The organism is Candidatus Synechococcus calcipolaris G9, from assembly GCF_029582805.1.
In the GTDB taxonomy this organism is placed as follows: domain Bacteria; phylum Cyanobacteriota; class Cyanobacteriia; order Thermosynechococcales; family Thermosynechococcaceae; genus Synechococcus_F; species Synechococcus_F calcipolaris.
In genome coordinates, this window is sequence record NZ_JAKKUT010000008.1 from 336,585 (window position 1) to 350,066 (window position 13,482).

Annotated in this window: 15 protein-coding genes; 1 reads left to right on the forward strand and 14 read right to left on the reverse strand. The window is 38.8% G+C overall.

Annotated features, from left to right (window positions below; translation table 11 throughout):
* Positions 1 to 206: 206 nt before the first annotated feature.
* Positions 207 to 770, reverse strand: a complete 564-nt coding sequence (locus L3556_RS15935; RefSeq protein WP_277868319.1) for a Uma2 family endonuclease — start codon at positions 768 to 770, stop codon at positions 207 to 209.
* A 109-nt stretch (positions 771 to 879) separates the two neighbouring features.
* On the opposite strand from L3556_RS15935, the gene L3556_RS15940 reads away from it, so the two are divergent.
* On the forward strand, positions 880 to 1,674 hold the full coding sequence (locus L3556_RS15940) for an FAD-dependent thymidylate synthase (RefSeq protein ID WP_277868320.1): 795 nt from the start codon (positions 880 to 882) through the stop codon (positions 1,672 to 1,674).
* Here the strand turns inward: L3556_RS15940 and L3556_RS15945 are convergent.
* The 13 genes from L3556_RS15945 to L3556_RS16005 form a co-directional block, all read right to left on the reverse strand.
* Complete coding sequence (locus tag L3556_RS15945) at positions 1,671 to 2,723, reverse strand: ABC transporter permease (protein WP_277868321.1); 1,053 nt, start codon at positions 2,721 to 2,723, stop codon at positions 1,671 to 1,673. The genes L3556_RS15940 and L3556_RS15945 overlap by 4 nt on opposite strands.
* Positions 2,724 to 2,795: 72 nt before the next feature.
* Positions 2,796 to 3,935, reverse strand: a complete 1,140-nt coding sequence (gene rffA / locus L3556_RS15950; protein WP_277868322.1) for a dTDP-4-amino-4,6-dideoxygalactose transaminase — start codon at positions 3,933 to 3,935, stop codon at positions 2,796 to 2,798.
* Positions 3,936 to 4,244: an EamA family transporter gene (locus L3556_RS15955; RefSeq protein ID WP_277868323.1), complete on the reverse strand. Its 309-nt coding sequence runs from the start codon at positions 4,242 to 4,244 to the stop codon at positions 3,936 to 3,938.
* A 98-nt stretch (positions 4,245 to 4,342) separates the two neighbouring features.
* The gene (locus L3556_RS15960; protein WP_277868324.1) at positions 4,343 to 5,038 is read right to left on the reverse strand and encodes a WbqC family protein; all 696 of its coding nucleotides are present in this window, start codon (positions 5,036 to 5,038) and stop codon (positions 4,343 to 4,345) included.
* A gap of 2 nt (positions 5,039 to 5,040) precedes the next feature.
* Positions 5,041 to 5,667, reverse strand: coding sequence for an LbetaH domain-containing protein (locus L3556_RS15965; RefSeq protein ID WP_277868325.1), 627 nt, complete (start codon positions 5,665 to 5,667; stop codon positions 5,041 to 5,043).
* Positions 5,668 to 6,525, reverse strand: coding sequence for a class I SAM-dependent DNA methyltransferase (locus L3556_RS15970; RefSeq protein WP_277868326.1), 858 nt, complete (start codon positions 6,523 to 6,525; stop codon positions 5,668 to 5,670).
* Entirely contained in the window at positions 6,525 to 7,298 is a 774-nt protein-coding gene (locus tag L3556_RS15975; RefSeq protein ID WP_277868327.1) for a phytanoyl-CoA dioxygenase family protein, read from the reverse strand. Before L3556_RS15975 ends, L3556_RS15970 begins: the two co-directional genes overlap by 1 nt.
* Positions 7,299 to 7,308: 10 nt before the next feature.
* A complete protein-coding gene (locus L3556_RS15980) occupies positions 7,309 to 8,259 on the reverse strand; it encodes a glycosyltransferase family 2 protein (protein ID WP_277868328.1) in 951 nt (316 codons plus the stop codon).
* 220 nt (positions 8,260 to 8,479) lie between these two features.
* Positions 8,480 to 9,361, reverse strand: coding sequence for a glucose-1-phosphate thymidylyltransferase RfbA (gene rfbA, locus L3556_RS15985; RefSeq protein WP_277868329.1), 882 nt, complete (start codon positions 9,359 to 9,361; stop codon positions 8,480 to 8,482).
* 9 nt (positions 9,362 to 9,370) lie between these two features.
* Positions 9,371 to 10,447: a dTDP-glucose 4,6-dehydratase gene (rfbB, locus tag L3556_RS15990; RefSeq protein WP_277868330.1), complete on the reverse strand. Its 1,077-nt coding sequence runs from the start codon at positions 10,445 to 10,447 to the stop codon at positions 9,371 to 9,373.
* The gene (locus L3556_RS15995) at positions 10,437 to 10,964 is read right to left on the reverse strand and encodes a hypothetical protein (RefSeq protein WP_277868331.1); all 528 of its coding nucleotides are present in this window, start codon (positions 10,962 to 10,964) and stop codon (positions 10,437 to 10,439) included. The genes rfbB and L3556_RS15995 overlap by 11 nt, the downstream gene beginning before the upstream one ends.
* A 4-nt stretch (positions 10,965 to 10,968) precedes the next feature.
* Positions 10,969 to 12,573, reverse strand: a complete 1,605-nt coding sequence (locus tag L3556_RS16000) for a hypothetical protein (RefSeq protein ID WP_277868332.1) — start codon at positions 12,571 to 12,573, stop codon at positions 10,969 to 10,971.
* A gap of 79 nt (positions 12,574 to 12,652) precedes the next feature.
* Complete coding sequence (locus L3556_RS16005) at positions 12,653 to 13,438, reverse strand: ABC transporter permease (protein WP_277868333.1); 786 nt, start codon at positions 13,436 to 13,438, stop codon at positions 12,653 to 12,655.
* Between the last annotated feature and the right edge of the window lie 44 nt (positions 13,439 to 13,482).

Consider the following 13,482-nt stretch of genomic DNA (forward strand, 5'->3'; position numbering starts at 1 on the left):
AACAACCCGGTCGGAGCGGACTGTCGAAAGTCTCCGGTATAGATACCAAGATTGCTGACAGCCGATCAACCGGAATGTTCGACGCTCAGTTGTCTATGGGGTAACACCATTGAAGAATTAGTCGTTGTATTTAGGTGCAGTCAGGGGTTCAGAGAATTATTGAGGAGAAGATTTTAAGCTTATGGACAGACAATACGGCTTTAGACTCACTCTCTTAACCAGTTAAATAGAGCTTCTACGGTGAGGTTAAAGTCTTTAGCAAATTCTGGTACTGGCAATCGTGCCTTTGGTTCATCATAGGCAGTCGTTGGTTGATCGGGTAGATAAACAAAAACTGATTGCTTATCTGGATCAATCAGCCAGCCCATCTGAGTTCCATGCGTGAGGCAGTACAGGATATTTTTGATGACTTTAGTTTGGCTCTGCTCAGGTGAAAGAATTTCGATGGTCCAATCTGGAGCAATGGAAAAAACATTTGCAACCCTACCATTTTCCTTGCGTGGAATTCGATTCCACAGAAATACAGCAATATCAGGTACGGTTGAGCGTCCGCCAAAAGTACAACGCAACTCTGTGAAAGCCCGTGCAGTCTGTTTGGGTTTTACAGCCAAATTAATTGCAGGTGCTAATTCAGTCTGGATTACGCTGTGCTCTCCTTGTGGCATTGGTTTCTGGATGATCAGTCCGTCAATGTACTCGCTGGCGGGTTTTGTCTCCGGCAACTGTAAAAAATTCTCTAGTGTAAGGGGTTTAGTAAAACTTTGCACCATTTTAAGATTCCCTTAAGAGAAGCAGGCTATTACTAGTTTATTGGTTATTCTACAGGTACATTAGGTCGTTGTTGCGGTCGAACGTTAGCGTGATCCATGGAGGTATCCTGTGCAAGATGGGCGTGTCATTGCCGATTCTTTGTCCCCAGCGGGCATTCGCTTAGTGACGTTGCAATTGACCTATCCTCGCTTTATCCATAGTGAACTGTTAACCCATCGCGTTTTTTCCCGCAATTCTGCCAGTTCTCGGGCCGTTCCCGTCACCAAAGTGATGGAGCAGGTGGAGCAGTATCCAGTGATTCCCTACCACTGGGGCCAAAATCAACGGGGGATGCAGGCGGCCGTAGAAATCGAGCAAAAAGATCAAGGGAAAAACATTTGGCTAGAAACCCGATTGGCGGTGCTAGAGGGGGCAAAAAAGTTAAATGAATTGGGGGTGCACAAACAGGTCGTTAATCGAATGCTGGAACCCTGGATGTGGATGCAAACCGTGGTTAGTAGTACGGAATGGGATAATTTTCTCCACTTGCGGAATCATCCCGATGCCCAGCCGGAGATGCAACAGCTGGCTAAAATGATCCAAACCTTACTGGAGAACCATACTCCGACCCCGGTGGACGTAGGGACATGGCATTTACCCTACATTGCCGCCGAAGAACGGGACACCTTTAGCCTAGACCAACTGAAGTATATGTCCGTGGCCCGGTGCGCGCGGGTGTCCTACTATTTGCGGGATGGGCGGCGCAGTGACCCGGAATCGGATTTAACCCTATACGAGCGGCTGGCAGGATCGGAGCCAAAACACCTTTCCCCCCTAGAGCATGTGGCTGAATGTATGGGCGATCGCCAGGGGTATGCTAATTTTACTGGCTGGCGGCAGTTACGATTTCATGCCGAAGGCTAACCATTTGCTGCCAACTGAATGCGCGGATCCACCCATTTAAGTAAAAGATCTGCCAATAGATTACCAATAATCAACATGGTCGCGCCCATCATCAGACTGGCCATCACCAGGTAAATATCTTGGGATTGGACGGCCTGCAAAATGAGTCGCCCTAAGCCCGGCCAATTAAAGAAAAATTCGGCAATAAAGGCTCCGCTCAACAAACTGGCAAACTCAAATCCGAGGAGCGTCACTAGCGGATTAATGGCATTCCGTAGGGCATGGACATAGATAACCCGATGTTCCGGCAATCCCTTGGCCCGGGCCGTCTGAATATAATTTTGGCGCAGGACATCCAGTAAATTGCCCCGCATTAAACGCTGTAGTCCGGCAAAACTGGTCAGACTCAAGGCTAGGGTGGGTAAAATTAAATGCCAGCCAATATCTAAAACTTTGCCTAACCCGGTTAGGTCATCGTGATCAATACTGGTCATCCCCCCCACAGGAAACAGGGGCGTATTCTGGGCCAGAAACAACAGGAGGAGGGCCGTAATAAAACTGGGAAATCCTTGGCCAATGTAGCTCACCACTTGTAACGTGCGATCGCTCCAACGATTTTGATTGATGCCCGCAATAACACCCAAGGGAATGGCTAAGCCCCAGGTGACAATAATGGAGGAAAAAGAGAGAAGTAAGGTAGCCGGAACCCGTTCCCACAAAAGAGATGCCACCGAACGCTGATAGACAAAACTGGTACCAAAATTGCCATGGCGAATAATTTGCCACAACCAATTAAAATATTGCTGAAGGGCAGATTTATTTAAGCCAAATTGGGCTTCTAATTCGGCAATGCGTTCCGGGGAAATTTGGGGATTGGCTTTCAGGGTATCTAAATAATTGCCAGGAGCCAACTGAATAATGGCAAAACTAAGGGCAGAGGCCAGAAAAAGGGTTAAAATCGCCTGCAACAGTCGCTTGACAATAAATTGGCTCGTTTCACTAGTCAGACCACGGAAAACATTCTGCTGAAGGTGGTGAAATTTTAGGGAAGGGGCGGAGGTAAGGATCATAAATTAATGGGGGACAACAAGAGGGATTCAAATCGGTAGCGGTTTCTATTATCAGAATCAAGCCCTAGGTGCTTATAACATAGCAAAGAATGCTTTGATGGCATCAACCATATCTTGGACATGCTCGAGAGATAGATCGGGAAATAATGGTAAACGAAGTAAACGATCAGCAACACGATCTGTGTTGACCAAATCGCCCTGGGTGCGTCCATAGCGCTGACCTGCTGGTGAGCTATGCAAGGGCACATAGTGGAACACACTCTTAATACCACTTTGCTTAAGGTAGGTAATCAGATCTGTGCGGACTGTTAGGTTGGGTAGCAAAATATAATACATGTGACCATTATGTTGGCAATGTTTGGGAATTTGAGGCCGACGAATTTTTGCGACTTCCTCTAACGATGCAAGTAGGTTATGGTAGTGATCCCAGATTTTAAGACGGCTTGCAATAATTTGATCAGCAAGTTCTAATTGAGCATAAAGAAATGCTGCAATAATTTCTCCAGGAAGATAACTAGAACCAATATCTATCCAAGTATATTTATCTATTTCTCCTCTAAAAAACTGACTACGATTCGTACCTTTTTCACGAATGATTTCGGCTCGTTCTACAAAACGATCTCGATTAATCAGGAGTGCCCCACCTTCTCCGGAGATAATATTTTTGGTTTCATGAAAGCTTAAGCATCCTAAATCGCCAATGGTACCTAAGGGTTGATCCCTATAGCGAGCATATATTCCTTGGGCGGCATCTTCGATAACCAGCAAGTTATATTTAGTCGCTAACGTCTGAAGTTCATCCATTTCACAACCTACCCCTGCATAATGCACCGGGGCGATCGCTCGGGTTCTATGGGTAATGGCACTCTCAACTAGGGTTTCATCTAGGTTTAGAGTATCGGGACGAATATCCACAAAGACCGGCACTGCTCCCCTGAGAACAAAGGCATTTGCAGTAGAGACAAACGTATAGCTGGGCATAATCACTTCATCCCCTGGTTCTAAATCTGCCAAAATTGCTGCCATTTCTAAGGCAGAGGTACAGGAGTGCGTAAGTAAGGCTTTTGTACAGCCTAACTGTTGTTCTAACCAAGTATGACATTGATGTGTAAAAGAGCCATCACCTGCTAGTTGCCCCGATTGGTAAGCTTGGCCAATCAGTTCTAATTCGCGTCCAGTAAGAAAGGGATGATTAAAGGGAATAGGTTTCAATTAGCGACTGCCTACGACGATGCCAAACACAATAGCTGCCATCCCTAACATTTTAGGCAGGGTAATTGGCTCCTTAAAGAATACCGCACTTAGGAAAAGTACCAAGACAAAAGCGAAGCTCATAAAGGGATAGGCATAGCTGAGGGGAAACTTAGTCATGGCAGCCATCCAACTGAGGGCCGCCAAAAATGCAGCAGCAAATCCACTGATAATCCAAGGATTGAGTAGTAAATATGCTAGATGGAGAAGTTTTTCAGCAGTCTGTTGAGGCAAGGGGCCGGCTAGGCTCACCTGCCATTTTATAATCATTTGCCCATATACAGTAAAAAATATCGTAAGAAAAATATATAAATGATTTGAAGTCATTTTTGCATTACCAAGAATTTTATAAAATCATTGTAATAGCATCAATTTTCAGAAACGATATATTTAAGAATATCTGACTGTGGGACAAACATTAAAGTATCTATAATACTTACAAAATTTTCAAAGATAGGTAGATTTTGAAAATATTGCTTGTAAGGACCATAAGCTTTGTAAATTAGCTTAATATTGTTTTGACTAAATTTTTCTTCTTGACCATCTAAATATTTTTTAGCTGCAATTCCTGAAATATACTCAGTTCCTCCAACTTGTTTAATGATTGAGATTAATCGGTCAACTCTATCTAATTCTAAAGAAAAATGACGAGAATCAGCAAATTGAGTAGTTATTTTAGAATACTTACATATTTTCATAATAATATATTGATTTAAGTCTGAAAGAAAGTTCCATTTATGCTTTAGGTAAATATCTTCAAGGAAATAAATTATTTCATTAAATTGTGGTGACTTACAATAAGTATGAATGATGGTTTTGAAGTGTTTCTCTTGCCAATGAAAATCTTCTAATGTAACTTCACTTATTTTTAGATTTACTGATTTTTTATTAATAGGAATGGTTAACCAAAAAATACCGTTTTTAGAATACAATTTATTTCTATTTCGCCAATCATTTTTTGTATATTGAACTTCATCTAAAAAACAAAAAAAATCGGCGTCATTTATTAAATCAAAGTAGCCTTTCCAAGGTATGTAATTTGACTGTAAAATTACTACTTTCATAGCTAGTTCAACTTAAATGGTTTATTGAGAATTTTCTGTGGATTACCAATTACCCAAGCATCATCAGGCACATCTTGTGTAATAACTGTTCCAATACCAATATGGACATGATTGCCAATCACAATATCATTAGATATAACTGTTCCACTACCAACAAAAGACGCTTGGCCAATTTTTACGTTTCCCGAAATAGTAACTCCAGGACTAATATAGGATCCATCTTGAATTTCACAATTATGAGAAATAGTAACTGAATTATTAATTAATACACCTTTACCTAAAAAAACTTCTTTGTCGAGATTACACATTGGGTAAATAAGAGATCCTGAAGATACATTTGCTAAAGGTGAAACATAGGCTGTAGGATGAACTAAATTAAGTAATTTTCCAGATGCATTACTAATTTCTGTTATCAATTTAAGTCTTAAGCTCATATGCTTATAACCAACACATAAAAGCCATAGAGAATTATTTATATGATTGATATATTCGTTGAAATAAAAATGATTATTTGATGTTCTAGAAAGTTTATCGTCAAAGTAAAATCTTGGGTAATCATAGTTAGATGAATTGAGAAGTAATTCAACTTGCTTACCTAATTCACCGAATCCTAGAAAGCTTATATTCACTTACTTTACCGCTATAAAACCAACATATTTAAATATATTTCTTGTAATAGGTAAAGCTTTAATAAGATAGTCATGCATAACACTTGCATGCTGAAAGCGTAAATGATAATCCATAGAGGTATCATTAATAAGTTGAGCCTGCCCCAAAAACCAATGATAGATAAAGTCTACTTGTTTAAAGCCTACGTCAAAAAGTTGTTCTTGTATATCTTCCTCTCTAATTCCACCCTGAACATGTTTTTGATGCTCAGCCTTAATAAATAGTTCCTTTGATATTCCAAATTGTTTTTCAATCTCTTCGCCTTTTTGATTTACAGCTTTAATTTCTCTTTGAATAATTTGATCATAATTTTTTGATAAATCTAGTTGCTTTATACCATCCCAAAAATAAGCGTTTGGACTGAGATCAGCATAAAATAAACCTCCATTTTCTAGAGAGTTATAAACATTGATCAACGTTGGCTTGATGGTGTATAAATGATCTAAAAACGAATAGGCTGTAGCTAAATTATAATAACCTTGTTGTAACTTTACATCACCTGTATCTGCATTAATCAAAGAAATTTTTGCTTCTCCTGTTTTATCCACTTTATCGAGCATTGCTTGTGTAATATCAATCCCTATAATTTCCTCAACATATTTTTTGAGAATATCAATCATAAAGCCAGTTCCACATCCAAAGTCAATAACTCGTTTAATTTGATGTTTTGTGATAAGTGATTGAATAATTTTCTCTACTCTTGCAATGCTTTCAGGTCTGTAATGTGGTTCAATCGTATTATAGTCATTAACCATAACTGAGTGAACAGCAACATTAGCCTCAATAGCTTCTTGATAAAACTTATTTTGTGTATCCATTATTCTACTCTTTGCTTGAATTTTCGATTTTCAAAAGGTGCATAATATTCATCATAGTTGCTGGGAACTTGAGCATGGAAACCCAACTTTTGCTTTGCAATTTCTGAAATATTACTCAAATCGATATCTTTCATTGCTCTAGGTATATCAATACGTTGCTTCATCCATGGCCTAATCATATTAATTGTTAAGGCATGCCTCCAATCATTTGTAAAGTTTTGCCCTCCTGCATGCCAAATTCTAGCATTAAAAAAGAAAACATCTCCTGCTTTTGCAATTAACCTGTGAGCATTATAGTAAAAATCATCAGACTTAGGCTGTGTTGAGATTTGTTGACTAAATGGTAGGAACCAAGTTGCTCCATTATCTAGAGTAAAATCATCAAGTAATATTGTAGCTCCTATGTTGGTAATATATCCTGGGATAATACGTGGACAATCAGTGTGTATTCTTTGACTATAATTAGATTGATGGGGAGGCATAGACGAAGATGTGTATGCATAAACAATACAGCCTTCTCCTAAAATCAAATTAAATGGTTCTCTAATCAGCTCAATATCAAAAATATCACAGAAAATTTTTCCATACAATGAACATATTAAAACCATTCCATAATCCGAATAATCTTTTGTTCCATGATACTTAACTTCATGGTCAATTGCCTTTGTTAAATATATTTTTAATTGTGTAATCAAGAAATCTGGCAGTACACCTTTTATAATAGAAAATCCTTGAGTTTGAATGTCTTGTATAAAGTCATCTTTGTTAAACATAATTTCTTGACTAGATGTTTTTTGTTTCTTTGACTATAAATAAAGGTCTATTTTGAACTTCTTGTAAAATTCTGCCCACATACAATGAAGAAAAACCTATTAATACTATTTGAACTCCAGATAAAAATACAATAATAGCAACTATTGAAGCATAACCAGGTTGATAGTCTACAAAGAAAATTTTTGCTACAAGCAATGTAATTAGTGAAATGAAACCTGTAATAGCTAAAATAAAACCTAGTATAGATATCCAACGTAAGGGCAAATCAGAAAATGAAATAATTGATTCCATTGCCATTAGTAAACGTCTGTTTAAGTTATAAGAAGATTTTCCATCTTTTCGTGCTTGATGATTGATTGGTATGTAGATTTTAGAAAATCCCAGCCAGTTTTCTAAACCCGGCAAATATCTAGATTTCTCAGAAAGTTTATTGTATGAATTTATAAATCTTCTAGACATAATTCGCATTGTTGCCACGTTTAAGGGTATGTTTTGACCAGTTAATTTATTCAATAGGATGTTAAATAAATACGAAGAAATTTGCTTGAGGTAATTATCTCTACGTTTTTGTCTTAACCCATAAACTACATCATACTTGCCTGACATTATATATGGTAAAAGCTTAAGCATTTCTTTGGGTGGATCTTGCTGATCTACATTCATCATGCATATTAAGTCACCTATTACATAGGCATAACCCGCTGAAACAGCTATATGTTGACCAAAGTTACGACTAAGAGAAATCATTTTAATCTGCGCATGTTTACTGGCAACGGTTTTTATGTTTTCTTCGTCAACTTCTCCACTTCCATCGATAACGAAAAGTACTTCTATTAAATCTATTTCTTTTGGAAGCTTTAGTGAAAATACTTCTTCAATGAAATCCTTTGCAAGATAGCTATCTTTATATATGGGAGTTACTATGGAAAGCATTATTTTCTCTCTGTTGTCAGAATACATCTTGCTCTTATTGGTTGCCTCCTAAGTAATTTAAAAATATATGGGAATCTCTTCAAGATATAGGGATATCGCAAACAAAATTATAATGACTTCAGCTTCTATCTTCAGCAGATCTAGTATTTTTTTGATGATTATATCTATTTACTCTAGTTTAATATACTTATCGTAATCAGTTAATACAACTGGTAAGTGTTTGACCTGTTCTATTTCTGTATATTCCTTATAAAAAAGTATAACTGTTCTCCAAAATACTTAGTAAGTACTCGCCATAGCCACTTTTTAATAGAGGTTGGGCTAACTGTTTCAGTTGTTCTTCATCAATAAATCTCATCCGGTAGGCAATTTCTTCTACACAGGCAACCTTAAATCCCTGTCGCTGTTCTAGAGTTTGAATAAACATTGCTGCCTGCAAGAGAGATTCGTGGGTTCCCATATCAAGCCAAGTATACCCTCGCCAAAGCACCCTTATCCTCAATTTTTCTTGAGCTAAGTATAACCGATTTAGGTCGGTAATCTCGAACTCCCCCCGCAAAGATGGTTGTAGGGTTGCCGATAGATGCGCTACTTGGGAATCGTAAAAATAAATTCCAGGTACGGCGTAGGATGAGCGAGGATACTCTGGTTTTTCTTCTAAATTGATCACTTTACCATTTTCATCAAATTCAACGACTCCATAGGCCTTAGGATTGATGACACGATGGGCAAAAATAAGAGCGCCATCTTCGAGTTGGGATGCTTCCTGTAAAATACTGACCAAACCATTACCATAGAAGAGATTATCCCCCAAGATTAAGCACACTGGTTGATGATCAATAAAGTCTTTTGCCAAAACAAATGCTTGAGCCAATCCCTCAGGGTGAGGTTGAACTAAATAGCTAAACTCTATTCCCCACTGACTACCATCACCCAGCAGTTGCTCAAATAGTGGAAGTTGCTGCGGACTGGAAATAATTAAAATATTTCTAATTCCTGCCAGCATCAGAACTGACAAGGGATAATAGATCATGGGCTTGTCATACACTGGCATTAGTTGCTTGCTCACTACTTGAGTGAGGGGATACAAGCGGCTACCAGAGCCTCCTGCCAATATAATACCTTTCATAGAATTAAATTAGCGATCGCCATAGTTTTTATCCATCCAAGTTTGATAGGCTCCAGAGCGCACCTGTTGAACCCACTGGGGATGGTCAAGATACCACTGAATCGTTTTACGAATACCACTATTAAAGGTTTCCTGGGGAGACCAACCTAGTTCAGATTCTAATTTAGAACAGTCGATGGCATAGCGGCGATCGTGGCCGGGACGATCCTTAACATAGGTAATTAAAGATCGGTAGGGAACCTTAGGATTGGGCACTAATTCATCTAGCAAGTCACAAATTGTTTCTACCATAAACTGGTTCGTGAGTTCCATTTTACCGCCAATGGCATAGATAGAACCAGGTTGTCCAGCACAGAGAATGCAATAAAGGGCTTCGCAATGATCCGTCACGTAGAGCCAGTCGCGGATATTTTGACCATCTCCATAGAGGGGAAGGGGATGACCGTCTAATGCATTCAGAACCATTAAGGGAATTAATTTTTCGGGAAACTGGTAGGGCCCATAGTTATTGGAGCAATTAGTTGTCAGGGTAGGTAAACCATAGGTGTGGTGGTAAGCCCTCACTAAATGATCTGCCCCTGCCTTAGAAGCGGCATAGGGACTATTAGGGGCATAGGGGCTATTTTCTGTAAAGGGTAAATCTTCAGGATTTAAGCTGCCGTATACCTCATCCGTAGACACATGGAGGAAACGAAATGTTGCTTGTTGAGTTGTGGGTAAGCCTTGCCAGTAACTAAGACTTGCTTCTAACAGCCGAAACGTACCCATAATATTGGTCTGAATAAACGCATCGGGTTCAAGAATCGAGCGATCGACATGACTTTCTGCCGCAAAATTTATTACCGCATCAGGTTGATATTGCTCAAAAAGATGGAAAAGGAGTTGGGTATCGCCAATATTGCCTTTAATAAAAGAGTACTCTGAATCCGTGGTTAGAGAAGCTAAGTTAGACACGTTAGCCGCATAGGTTAGCTTGTCAAGATTAATAATTTTAGCCCACTGCTTCTGACGCGCCAGCAGGACAAAATTAGAGCCAATGAAGCCCGCCCCGCCGGTCACTAAATAAATAGGGGTATCAACACTCATTTTTACTAAACGTAAATAACTGATTCTGATCCTGCTCTAGGACATAAATCTGATCAAATCCTTTCTCTTTAGCAATTTTACATAGATCAGATAGGGGCATATTTTCCTGGGACTGGGGTGAGATTTGACTATAGTAGGAAAAGCCTACAGTGCTAATATTTTTCTCAAAAAAACAGTCGGGCAACCCACCAATAAGAGGAATACCAGAAACGGCTGGGATAATGAAAGGAGATGAAATACAGTTGTAATGGAGCCAGTTCCAAAATAAATCATAATCTTTAGAAATGTATACGAGGGAGCGACGTTTTTCAACCACAGGTAACCGATCTAATGCTTTTAGCTGCTCATAAATTTCTATTTGCTCAGCATTACTATAAGGCCGATTGCTATAGTACCACATGCTATATACACGGTAGGTTAAATTAATCATTGCTCCAACGATAAATGGAGCTAGTAAGATACTCCAGTACAGTTTTTGGAGAGAAATTTCGCCAATTTTTCTGTAAATATTTTCCATGGTTTTATTTCCTGGATTTTAGATCGGGAGAGTTTTTCAAAGCAGAAGACCGGTATAAAGTTTCTGGAATAATAGATAACAGTAAAACTCGAGAAACCCAAATTTGAACATCAAAGAAATTATAGGAATCATAAAAACCAAAAACAATACTAGGAATAACTCCCAACAAGCAAAATAAGAATAATATTTCTAAGTCCAAAAACTGGTTACTCTGAAACTTTGCTCGGACATTTTTAATGTGATGCACTCCCGCAAACCTAAATCGGAGAAAGGCATAAACAAAGGCCCAAAAGAATAGGAGGTAAAACCACCACAGGTGCAATAGGCTGTGATTGGCAACACGAAGATAACCAAAAAAATGAAATTGAGTGGTATATTCGCCTACTGCGGCAGAGGCATAAGCCATTTTAAAGCTGATAGAAAAGGCGATCGCCGAAATCACTAAACTAGCAATAAGTGAGGGGCTGATATAGGTTTTGAGGCGATAAGCCATTAAAACAATAACAGCAAAGAATAAGGCTCCTGTAGAAATCTTGCTGAGGGTACATAGAAAAATCAACAATGGTAGTAAATAAAAGTAATAGTCCGAATAAAAACCTAATTCACTGGGTACGTCATGACTAATCGAATCATCACTCCCCAAGTCTTTTTTAATTAGAGACTTGGTTACCCGATTAAAAATTTTTGTTTGAGTAAAAACAGAGAAGGTAATAAACAGAAACAGAATTGAAAAGGTCAACGATGGCGGAAAGGTAATGGCCAACCAAATACCGGTCAACCGAGTTGGGAAAAACCCAAACATCAGCAAGGAAAAACAGAGCCAAAATTCCCAAGTTTTCCAAAAGGTTTGCTGTTTTTTTTCTCGATCTCTAAAAATGAGACGAATCTCAAATAGGAGATGAAGAAAAGCATGAAATAACATCGGAATAAAAATAACTGGAAAAATAATTTTGTAAGCGGTATAGGAATCCGTATTCACTAGATTTGCAAATTGGGCAATAAACCAATGGCTACCATAGTGGTAGGGAACATAGGGAATGCCATCTAGTCCAGTCGAGGAAAAGCCGTGGGTACGCATCATACTACTAATAGCAGCATGGAAAAAGGCTTCGTAGTCTGGTTGAGAATAGTAAGGGCTAGGGGGACTTAAAAATTCATGTCCCCAAATTGAACCACTTAGAAATAATGAGAAAATAAAGCCAATAATCAGAAGAAATAGGATATCATTTTTTTTGAAAATTCTAATTGAACAATAAATTTGCTGATAGAACAAGAAAATTACACCAATGATCAGTAATAATCCTGACCAAACATGATTAAATGAAAAGCCTGTTAATCCGATTAAACTGAGTAAGAGCGTAACTATGAGAAGATTAATATTTCTGTTAGATAGGAGAGGTCGCAGAATCGGTTTTTTATGAGATAAATCTACCAAGGCACTAGGTAGAAATATGGTCAATAAAGATAATGCCATGACTAAGACGATGGGTGTCATGGGTTGATTTAACCTAAAGGTCATTAGGTAGTACATTAAAGCAATACCAACGGACAAGGTAGACACAAATAGGCTGATAAAAAAATTATCTCGCAAGCTCAAAATTGGCTTCATTCAGAAAGTCCTTTTATTTTTATCTGGAATTTACTAAAAACACACAAACTTATGTTTATAGATCATTGAAAATCAAGGTTTAGAAATTTCGTCGAGCAAATAGCCACGTTGCCATAGACAAAAGCAAAATTGTATAAATGATGCCGTATATTGCGTTCATTACTAATATCGATGGCTCTGGTAAGATACCATAAACTGCGTCATTCTTTAGGTTTAGGCGGGATAAATCGGGCAAAATCAGGTAAATACTCTGCATGATATGACGAACCGCCGAACTCTCCATGGTTTGACTGAGGGCAACAAGATTCTGGCTAAAGTGTCCCATAAAATAGAGGGCAATGGTCAGGAGCGTGGCAATTAGGGAACTGGTCATCACCCCCAACAACACAGCGGCGGCTGCCATGAGACATAGTTCTAGGGCAATAAATAGGGACGCTAAACTCAACGCACCTAGAGGATAGTCAAAGCCATTAAAACTATTAATAATGAAAAAAACAAGGGTCATTAAAGCCACTAAAACAGCTAAAACTCCGGCTAAACCTAGGTGTTTGCCAATAATAAATTCCCCACGACTAATGGGTTTGGCTAACATAACCAGAACCGTCCGTTTTTCAATTTCCTTATTGATGAGGCTACTACCGACAAAGGCAACAATCACTAAACCAAATAGATCAATGGCTCCCATGCCAACATCTAAACTGATCTTGGACTGATTGCCGGCGGAGACTTCACTTAAGACCATGACGGCTAAGGCATAGGCGATTGCAAAAACAGCCGTGACATATAAAATTCGTTCTCTGAAAATTTCTTGAAAAACATTGCGGGCAATGACCCAGATGCGACCCACATTGACGGCTACGTTCATGGATGCTTTCTTCCCTTCCAACAAGGACAACTCATGCAAATTAT

Excerpts from the sequence above, each read along its gene's own strand:
- L3556_RS15935 (WP_277868319.1), bottom strand. The coding sequence starts at position 770 with ATGGTGCAAAGTTTTACTAAACCCCTTACACTAGAGAATTTTTTACAG.
- L3556_RS15945 (WP_277868321.1), bottom strand. The coding sequence starts at position 2,723 with ATGATCCTTACCTCCGCCCCTTCCCTAAAATTTCACCACCTTCAGCAG.
- L3556_RS15955 (WP_277868323.1), bottom strand. The coding sequence starts at position 4,244 with ATGATTATAAAATGGCAGGTGAGCCTAGCCGGCCCCTTGCCTCAACAG.
- L3556_RS15960 (WP_277868324.1), bottom strand. The coding sequence starts at position 5,038 with ATGAAAGTAGTAATTTTACAGTCAAATTACATACCTTGGAAAGGCTAC.
- L3556_RS15970 (WP_277868326.1), bottom strand. The coding sequence starts at position 6,525 with ATGGATACACAAAATAAGTTTTATCAAGAAGCTATTGAGGCTAATGTT.
- L3556_RS15975 (WP_277868327.1), bottom strand. The coding sequence starts at position 7,298 with ATGTTTAACAAAGATGACTTTATACAAGACATTCAAACTCAAGGATTT.
- L3556_RS15980 (WP_277868328.1), bottom strand. The coding sequence starts at position 8,259 with ATGTATTCTGACAACAGAGAGAAAATAATGCTTTCCATAGTAACTCCC.
- rfbA (WP_277868329.1), bottom strand. The coding sequence starts at position 9,361 with ATGAAAGGTATTATATTGGCAGGAGGCTCTGGTAGCCGCTTGTATCCC.
- rfbB (WP_277868330.1), bottom strand. The coding sequence starts at position 10,447 with ATGAGTGTTGATACCCCTATTTATTTAGTGACCGGCGGGGCGGGCTTC.
- L3556_RS15995 (WP_277868331.1), bottom strand. The coding sequence starts at position 10,964 with ATGGAAAATATTTACAGAAAAATTGGCGAAATTTCTCTCCAAAAACTG.
- L3556_RS16000 (WP_277868332.1), bottom strand. The coding sequence starts at position 12,573 with ATGAAGCCAATTTTGAGCTTGCGAGATAATTTTTTTATCAGCCTATTT.
- L3556_RS16005 (WP_277868333.1), bottom strand. The coding sequence starts at position 13,438 with ATGAACGTAGCCGTCAATGTGGGTCGCATCTGGGTCATTGCCCGCAAT.